The organism is Actinocrinis sp. (assembly GCF_035605935.1).
Taxonomy (GTDB): Bacteria; Actinomycetota; Actinomycetes; order Streptomycetales; family Catenulisporaceae; genus Actinocrinis.
The window spans coordinates 1-7,359 of the sequence record NZ_DATNGK010000092.1 but is presented as its reverse complement, the minus strand read 5'-3'; the positions used below and the strand labels follow the sequence as shown (position 1 = coordinate 7,359).

The window sequence follows — 7,359 nt, the reverse complement described above, 5'->3', positions numbered from 1 at the left end:
GCCAGCAGCAGTGCTACACCCAGCACAAGCGCCTCACCGTCCACCAGCGCGTCGCCCAGCACGAGTGCGTCGGCCAGCGCGAGCGCGTCACCGTCCGCGAGTGCGAGTGCGTCACCCTCGGCTAGCGCCAGCGCCTCATCCTCCCCGAGTGCCAGTGCGAGCGCGTCACCCTCGGCCAGCGCCAGTGCCAGTGCGTCAGCCAGCGCCAGCGCGAGTGCGAGTGCGAGTGCGTCAGCCAGCGCCAGCGCCAGCGCGAGTGCGAGTGCGTCACCCTCGGCCAGCGCCAGCGCGAGCGCCTCACCCTCCGCGAGCGCCTCGGTCTCCAACAGCGCGACACCCACCACGAGCGTGTCCTCCAGCACGAGCGCGACACCCTCGGTGAGCGCAACTGCGACGAGTACGCCGACCGCGACCGGCGCTTCGACTTCCAGCGCCAGCCCGTCCGGCGCCGCAACGCCATCCGCCTCGGCGACGTCGTCCGGCGGTGGACAACTCGCCGAGACCGGTGCCGATCCGCTGCTGCCCGCCGCTGCGGGCGCCGGCCTGCTCGTCCTCGGAGGCACCGTACTGACGACCCGTAAGCAGACGCGGCGGCACTGAGCCGCGATAAGCACCGTCAGGCCCCGGGGCGGCCGAACCGCCGTCGCCCTGGGCCTGACGGCTCTCCTCGACCGAATCCCTACCGGGCCGGTCTCGCCTCTCGGCTCTCAGAACAACGAGGCGACACGCGTCTAGCGAAGCAGCACCCGGACGCTCTCGCCCTATCGCCCGCACCGGCGCAGGGGCATACTGGCCGCGAGCACTCCATTCACGCAGCCGGACCGCGTCCCCGAAAAGGTCTAGACCATTCGCCGGTCTCGAGACCCGCCTCGCTGCCTCCCGCTCCACGCAAGGTGGGCTCGATGGCGACGCCCTTAAACGGCACCAGGCGCATCCCCTCGACGAGATTTCGCTCCCCATCGTGTCCCGGCGGCGGCCGGAGTGCAGTGATGTCCGGGCGTAGGCGAGGCCACCGCGAAGCGCACACACCTTCCCACGCGCAGGCGGCCGGGCAAGCTGTGTACAACGCGGAACAGTTCCTACGCGACGCCTGGAAGCGGGAGTTGCTGCGGCAATGCGACCACTTGCGGTTCGCCCTGGACGCCGCCCGCAACAGCGCAATCGACCTCGGCCGCGCCCGCCGGACGCTGCGCGCGGAGACGAACCTGCTGACCCGCACGTCCAGGCTGCACTCGATCTCAAGCCTGGCCCACGACTTGGAACATGACGGGTCGGCCATCACCGCGCAACCTCCGTATCGCAGCACGCTCCGATCCGGCAGGTGCGAACCCTCCTGGTGATGCCACGCCCGAAGGCACTGCGCACCCAATGGCTCACCCGCCTGCTCACGCGCCGCCGCACGGCCGGCCTCCCGGGTTCGGCATCTACCTGGGTGAATCGCACCGCAGTCCGCGCCGAGGCATGGTTCCGCTTCCAGTGCCGTGCGGCGCTGATCGATATCAGCGCGCTCCTTATCGTGGCTCGGACGGCGGGCTATAGTCGGTGTTGCCGTTCCAGACCCCGACGGTTGGCGTCGGTGCGATTCGCGCGTCGACCGCGAAGAAGCCGGGGTTTCCCGATGGCCTTTCCGTTGATCGCCATGAGCGCACCATGGTTGAGCTAGGCGCCCGGTCCGACGGCGTAGATCGCTCCCTGCCCGACTCCGGGTCGACCGTCGGCGCGGCGCGGCCGACGGAGGATTACCACCTACACCTGACCGCGGGCCGAGATGTTGTGGATCCGATGGCCTGGGCGGGCTCGATTCCTCAGGCGCACGGGATCGCTCCCCGCGTGCGGGTGGGCCGCGATCGGTGGTTCAACCTGCTCTGGATGTTGCCGATCGGCTTCGTGCTCCTAATCGTCGCGGTGGCGTGCGCAAAGGGGCTGCGCGGAGATCCGCCGGTTCAGCGATTCATCGCGCGGTATCCCGGCACGTCCGCGTCGGCCGGTGCCGGAGGTGCGGCAGGCCTGCCGGTCTGGGTGGACGCCCAGCACTTCTTCAACCTGTTCTTCCTGGTCTTCATCCTGCGGTCGGGCGCGCAGATCCTGAGCGACCACCCGAGGCTGTACTGGACCCGGCACAGTACGCCGGGCCGGGACTGGTTCCGCGTCCAGAAACCCGTCCCGGCCGACCCGCTGTGGACGGCGAAGCAGGATTCCATCAGCCTTCCGGGTCAGGTCGGGCTGCCGGGCTTAAGGCATTCCATCGGGCTGGCCCGATGGTGGCACCTGGGCGTGGACACGCTGTGGCTACTCAATGGTCTAATCTTCTACGCTCTACTCTTCGCGACCTCGCAGTGGCGGCGCCTGGTGCCCGCGAGCTGGGACGTCGTCCCGAACGCCACGTCTGCGCTGATCCAGTACCTCTCGCTGGACTGGCCGAAGCAGGACGGATGGGTGGCGTACAACGGCCTGCAGATGATCGCTTACTTCATCACGGTGTTCATCGCCGCCCCACTCGCTCTGCTGACCGGCCTCGGGATGTCGCCCGCGCTGTCCACCCGGTTCAAGCGGATCAGCAGGGTCCTGAACATCCAGGCGGCGCGTTCCCTTCACTTCCTCGTGCTGGTCTGGTTCCTGCTGTTCATCGTCATCCATGTGACGCTGGTGTTCACCACGGGTCTGCTGCGCAACCTCAACCACATCTTCGCCGGTGGCGACAACGCCGGGTGGCTCGGATTCTGGGTCTTCGCGGCCGTGACGACCGTGGTGGCTGTCGGGTGGGCCGCCGCGACTCCCGTCACCCTGCGCCATCCCCGCCTCGTGCAGCGGATCGGCTACACCCTGATCGGCCCGGCCCAGCGCCTGTTCGAGCACGTGGATTCCACTCCGGGCGAGTACACCGAGAAGGACATCTCGCCCTACTTTTGGCACAACGGCCGCTACCCGGACTCCGCGCGGTACAAGGCGCTGGCCGAGGGCGACTTCGCGGACTACCGGCTTCACGTCGGTGGCCTGGTCGAGAACCCGGTGCAGCTGGATCTGGCGGCGCTGCGAGCGCTGCCCCACCACGAGCAGATCACCCAGCACTTCTGCATCCAGGGCTGGTCGGGCGTCGCCCGCTGGGGCGGGGTGTCGATGCGCACAGTCACGGAGCTGGTCAGGCCGCTGCCCGAGGCCAGGTGGGTCGTCTTCTACTCCCTGGGGGAAGGGCCGGACGAAGGCCTCTACTATGACGCGCACCCCATCGAGCAGATGGGCTACCACCTCACGATGCTCGCCTACGACATGAACGGCGCGCCCCTGCCGTTTGGCCACGGCGCCCCGCTGCGGCTGCGCAACGAGGTCCAGCTCGGCTTCAAGCAGGTGAAATGGATCCAGGGCGTGGAGTTCGTCGCGGACTTCACGACGATCGGTGGCGGTCACGGCGGCTACAACCAGGACCACGAATTCTTCGGCTACCGGCAATCGATCTAAGGAGCGGCTCGGATGGAGAAGTTCTCGCTCACGGCGCTGGCGCGCGAGCAGTCGAGCCTCGCGCTGCACGCGCACGGCGGCCGAAGCTCCCATACGGTGTACGGCGGCCATGAGCACGTGCTGCGCCAAACCGTGATCGCGCTGGCCGTCGGCCAGAAGCTCGACGAACACGAGAATCCCGGCGAGGCCACCATCCACGTCCTGTCCGGGCGCGTGCGGCTGAGCGCCGGCGAGAACTCATGGGACGGCTTGCCCGGCGACCTGCTGATCGTGCCCGATACCAGGCACTCACTCGAAGCGCTGGAAGCCACGGCCGTACTGCTCACCGTCGCCAAGACGCCCTGACGGCGCCACCGCGTCGGAGCCGTCACGCTGGACGGTTTCCATGCCCAGCTTGCGTGAGCGCCGTTACGTGCGCGCATCCCGGGCGACCTGCGAGAGCTACACTGGGGGTAGCTCAAGTTGAGCTGTTGACCCTCCGCTATCGGAGGGAGATCGGGGGTCTCCTCATGAGACCCGACCTGAGAGACTCCAACCACGACGTCCGTCCGCCTCGGATCAGCTACCGCCTGGACACTGCGGTGGACGCGGGAGGGCCCGTACCGAGCGTCGCGCCGAAGCCCGTTCAGTCGCCCCGTTCCGCCTCGGAGTCCCGATTGAGCGAGCGGCTCGGGCGGTTGCTGGTCCAGCGGAGGGGCCCGGACACGGTCATGCTCGTCGTGCTGTCCCTGGCTTTGTTCTTCGGCTTGATCGGCCTGGCGGTGCACTTCCTGTGGATCGTGGCCATTGTCGTGATGGCTCTCGGCCTGGGATTCATCGTGGCGGACACCCGACGCGACCGCATCGACATCGCGAATGACCGCACCGAAAGGGCGCAAGTCTGACGGCTCGCTGGTGGGCTCTTGTTTCCTTCGATCGTGTGAGCGGGGCGGCGCGCGGCTGGCGACCGGGAACTCGTCGCCAGCTCTCGCGCCGAGTCCGGCCATCGTGCGATCAGGCCGTTCCCAACTGTGAGGCGCCGCCGGGAACGGCGGGTCCTACTCGCGCAGCAGCGCGGCGGCGATGGTTGAGCCGTCGGCGACCTGCCGGGCAAGGTAGGACGGCCGCAGGTTGTGGTCAAGCGCATGGTCGCGCAGCAGGGAGAAGGCGGCGTCCACGCTGATGCAGTGGTGTGCATCGAGCACGCTCTTGCCTTGCTCGATGAACACGCGGCTGTCGAGCGCGTTCCACAACTGGTTGGTAAGCAGGTCGGCCTGATGCGCTGCGCTGGACGGGAATGCCGATCGTGGCCACGTCCGCCAAGGCCTGTCCGGTGCGCACGTCAGCTTCTCTGAACGGGCCGGGACGAGAGCGAAACGGGTTCAGAGCCCCGATGCTGGTGGCGCGCAGCCACAGCGGCAGGGCATTCACGAAGACACAGATGACTGACACCTGCAACAGGAGGAGGCCAACCATGTCCGCGGCGCTGACGCTGAAGCACAAAGCAATCGGAGCGGAGGTCCGCCGCGCCAGGTACGAGATCGTGCTCGATGGGGAGCGTGTCGGGTCGTTAGAAATGAACGACACGTTCGAGATGCCAATCGAACCTGGACGTCATACGTTGCGAGTGCGCAGCGGCCGAGACTCCAGCCGAACGAAGACCTTCGACGCCGCGGACGGCGAGACCGTCGCCTTCCGATGCACCGGAAAGAGCATCTTGCCGATCTTCCTCTTGTCCTTTCTCGTCCCCGGCCTGGCGCTTAAGCTCAAGCGCCGGTAGGCGCGTCTCCCGAAGCAGAGCGGTCGGACCGTTGGCCCGCGCGTGTCGCTGTCAGCGCACTACGTAGAGCCGGCCTGCATCGTTCTGCGCCGGCGAGGGCGTCGCGCGTCAGTGTGCCGGTTTGAGAACGAGGATCGCGGTGTCGTCGGCGGGCGGCTCACCACCGAAGGCCAAGGCCGCCTTCGCGATACACCGCGCGACGTCTGCGGCGGCCTTGCCCTTTGTTGTGGCGATGACCTCACGTAGCCGTTGCTCCCCGAACAGCTCGTAGTCGCCGAGGCGGTGCGCTTCGGTGACGCCGTCGGTGAACATGATCAGGCTGTCGCCGGGGTGCAGCCTCGTGCGCGAGTCGCTCAGCTCGGGGTCGGGGAAGAGCCCGAGCGGGGTTCCGGTGCGGCCGAACGCGTGTATCCGCCCGTCCGCGCGGTGTATCAGGGCCAGGGGATGTCCGGCCGCGGCGACCTGCACCGATGCCCCCGTCGTGCTCGGTGCCACCGTGGCGTAGATCGCGGTCAGGAAGCGGGGGTCCGCGCTTGGCCAGTCCAGCAGCGCCCGGTTCAGCGCTGCCAGCACCTCACTCGGCCGGCTCTGCCGGTGCGCTTCGGCGCGCAGTGTGTAGCGGGCCATGGCGGTGCTCTTGGCGGCGCCGGCACCCTTGCCGCATACGTCGCCGACCACGATACCCCAGCTGCCGGGCAGCGAGGGGAACACGTCGTAGAAGTCCCCGAGCACTTCCGCCCCGGTGCCGCCCGCGATGTAGCAAGCGGCCAGCTGAAGGCCCGGGATCTGCGGAAGCCACGGCGGCAGCAGGCTTTCCTGCAACGTCTGCGCGAGCTCGGCACGCTGCGTCGCGTGGCGGCGCGAGACATCCAGCGCCGCGTGCAGCGCGAACTCGCCCGAGGCGACCGCGGCCAGCGCGCGAAGGACATCGACGTCGTGGGCGCTCCAACGACGCGGCAGACGATCGGCCACGCACAACGCGCCCACGACGCGGCCAGCCGCGTCGCGCACCGGGCATCCGGCCCAGGCCGACAGGTTCCCCCTCGCCGCGAGGCGTCGCACGCCGGGGTCCGCAGCCAGTCCGGCGTCGTCGATGATCAGTTCCTGGCCGAGGCTGACGATCCGACGGCCGAAGGAGTACTGCGCGAAGTTGCGCGATACCACGCGGTGGCTGATGCGAGCGTGGATGACACCGCCATTGCCATTGGGCGCGAGCGGTTGGTCGAGGACCGCGACAAACGCCAGCTCGACGCCAAGGATGGTGGTAGCCGACCGGGCCAGCTCCTCGAACGGCTCGCCGGCCTCGGGGTCCGCCGGACCAGCCCGGCGCAGGGCCGCCGACGGCGGTAATCCGGCCGCACCAGAGGGCGCTGTCGCGAGCGGATCGCCCGCTTCGTTCAGGGCCGGTGTCGAAGCCGGTGGGTCACGAAGAACAGTCATAGCTGCCGCTTCCGTCGAACGCTCGTCGTGATCGACCGGTTCATGCGAAGCGGGGTCCCGGCTCCTGGTAGTCATTGAACCAGACGCGTCGCTGCGCGGTAGCCAAACGCACACCCGAGTGACGAACAGAGCGCGATGCGACATGAATCGTGCCACCTACATGGGCTAACGCGATTCGGGCCCCGTTCCGTGGCTTCTTGGCGCGATCGGACGTTGCCATCCCGTCGCCCGCCGCGTAGCGCGGGTATCGACAGCTGAGCACCGATTCACGCACCAGACCGACTTCCCATTGAGGTCTAGACCACGCGGCGGTCGAGGTCCGCCTCGCTGCCCTTCCCTCTGCGCTGTGCAGGTCGGCGCTGCGCCGGTTCGAGACCGGCCGGGTGAGCACGCGGGGAGTAACATAGAAGTACCGAGGACATTTCGAAGGCCACCGTCCATGGCGGCGTCGTCTCCGGCGAGTCATCAGTCCGGGTGATCACCGCCCCGGGGACAGGTCCGCATTGTGACCACAGTCAGCATCCGCCCGCAGCCCGTCGAAACTCCCGCGCCCGAGGCCCGCCTCTCACTCAAGCCCTTCAGCCGGCACCCGGGAATGGTCAACGGCGCCTGGTGGCCGCGTTCGCGCGACCTGACCGCTGAGCTACCCTCATTGATCGCCGTGTTAGACCAGGCCTGGGGCCAGATCAACAGAGTCACGGTGA

8 protein-coding genes and 1 pseudogene are annotated in these 7,359 nt (G+C 68.4%); 6 read left to right on the top strand and 3 right to left on the bottom strand.

Going from position 1 to position 7,359, the window contains the following annotated elements:
* Nucleotides 1–563, bottom strand: a pseudogene (locus VN779_RS08465) (hypothetical protein); the annotation flags it as partial.
* Between the two features lie 426 nt (nucleotides 564–989).
* Between VN779_RS08465 and VN779_RS08460 the strand changes: the two are divergent.
* The 4 genes from VN779_RS08460 (at nucleotide 990) to VN779_RS08445 (ending at nucleotide 4,340) form a co-directional block, all read left to right on the top strand.
* Nucleotides 990–1,340: a hypothetical protein gene (locus tag VN779_RS08460; RefSeq protein WP_325721883.1), complete on the top strand. Its 351-nt coding sequence runs from the start codon at nucleotides 990–992 to the stop codon at nucleotides 1,338–1,340.
* 442 nt (nucleotides 1,341–1,782) lie between these two features.
* Complete coding sequence (locus VN779_RS08455) at nucleotides 1,783–3,456, top strand: molybdopterin-dependent oxidoreductase (RefSeq protein WP_349260709.1); 1,674 nt, start codon at nucleotides 1,783–1,785, stop codon at nucleotides 3,454–3,456.
* 12 nt (nucleotides 3,457–3,468) lie between these two features.
* Nucleotides 3,469–3,801, top strand: a complete 333-nt coding sequence (locus VN779_RS08450) for a cupin domain-containing protein (RefSeq protein WP_325721881.1) — start codon at nucleotides 3,469–3,471, stop codon at nucleotides 3,799–3,801.
* A 311-nt stretch (nucleotides 3,802–4,112) separates the two neighbouring features.
* The gene (locus tag VN779_RS08445) at nucleotides 4,113–4,340 is read left to right on the top strand and encodes a hypothetical protein (protein ID WP_325721880.1); all 228 of its coding nucleotides are present in this window, start codon (nucleotides 4,113–4,115) and stop codon (nucleotides 4,338–4,340) included.
* Between the two features lie 153 nt (nucleotides 4,341–4,493).
* Here the strand turns inward: VN779_RS08445 and VN779_RS08440 are convergent, their stop codons facing one another.
* Nucleotides 4,494–4,688: an ANTAR domain-containing protein gene (locus VN779_RS08440; protein ID WP_325721879.1), complete on the bottom strand. Its 195-nt coding sequence runs from the start codon at nucleotides 4,686–4,688 to the stop codon at nucleotides 4,494–4,496.
* A gap of 221 nt (nucleotides 4,689–4,909) precedes the next feature.
* On the opposite strand from VN779_RS08440, the gene VN779_RS08435 reads away from it, so the two are divergent.
* Nucleotides 4,910–5,215, top strand: a complete 306-nt coding sequence (locus VN779_RS08435; protein WP_325721878.1) for a hypothetical protein — start codon at nucleotides 4,910–4,912, stop codon at nucleotides 5,213–5,215.
* 108 nt (nucleotides 5,216–5,323) lie between these two features.
* Here the strand turns inward: VN779_RS08435 and VN779_RS08430 are convergent, their stop codons facing one another.
* Nucleotides 5,324–6,655: a GAF domain-containing SpoIIE family protein phosphatase gene (locus VN779_RS08430; protein ID WP_325721877.1), complete on the bottom strand. Its 1,332-nt coding sequence runs from the start codon at nucleotides 6,653–6,655 to the stop codon at nucleotides 5,324–5,326.
* 505 nt (nucleotides 6,656–7,160) lie between these two features.
* On the opposite strand from VN779_RS08430, the gene VN779_RS08425 reads away from it, so the two are divergent.
* A partial coding sequence (locus tag VN779_RS08425) for a DUF5994 family protein (protein WP_325721875.1) occupies nucleotides 7,161–7,359 on the top strand: 199 nt, incomplete at its 3' end.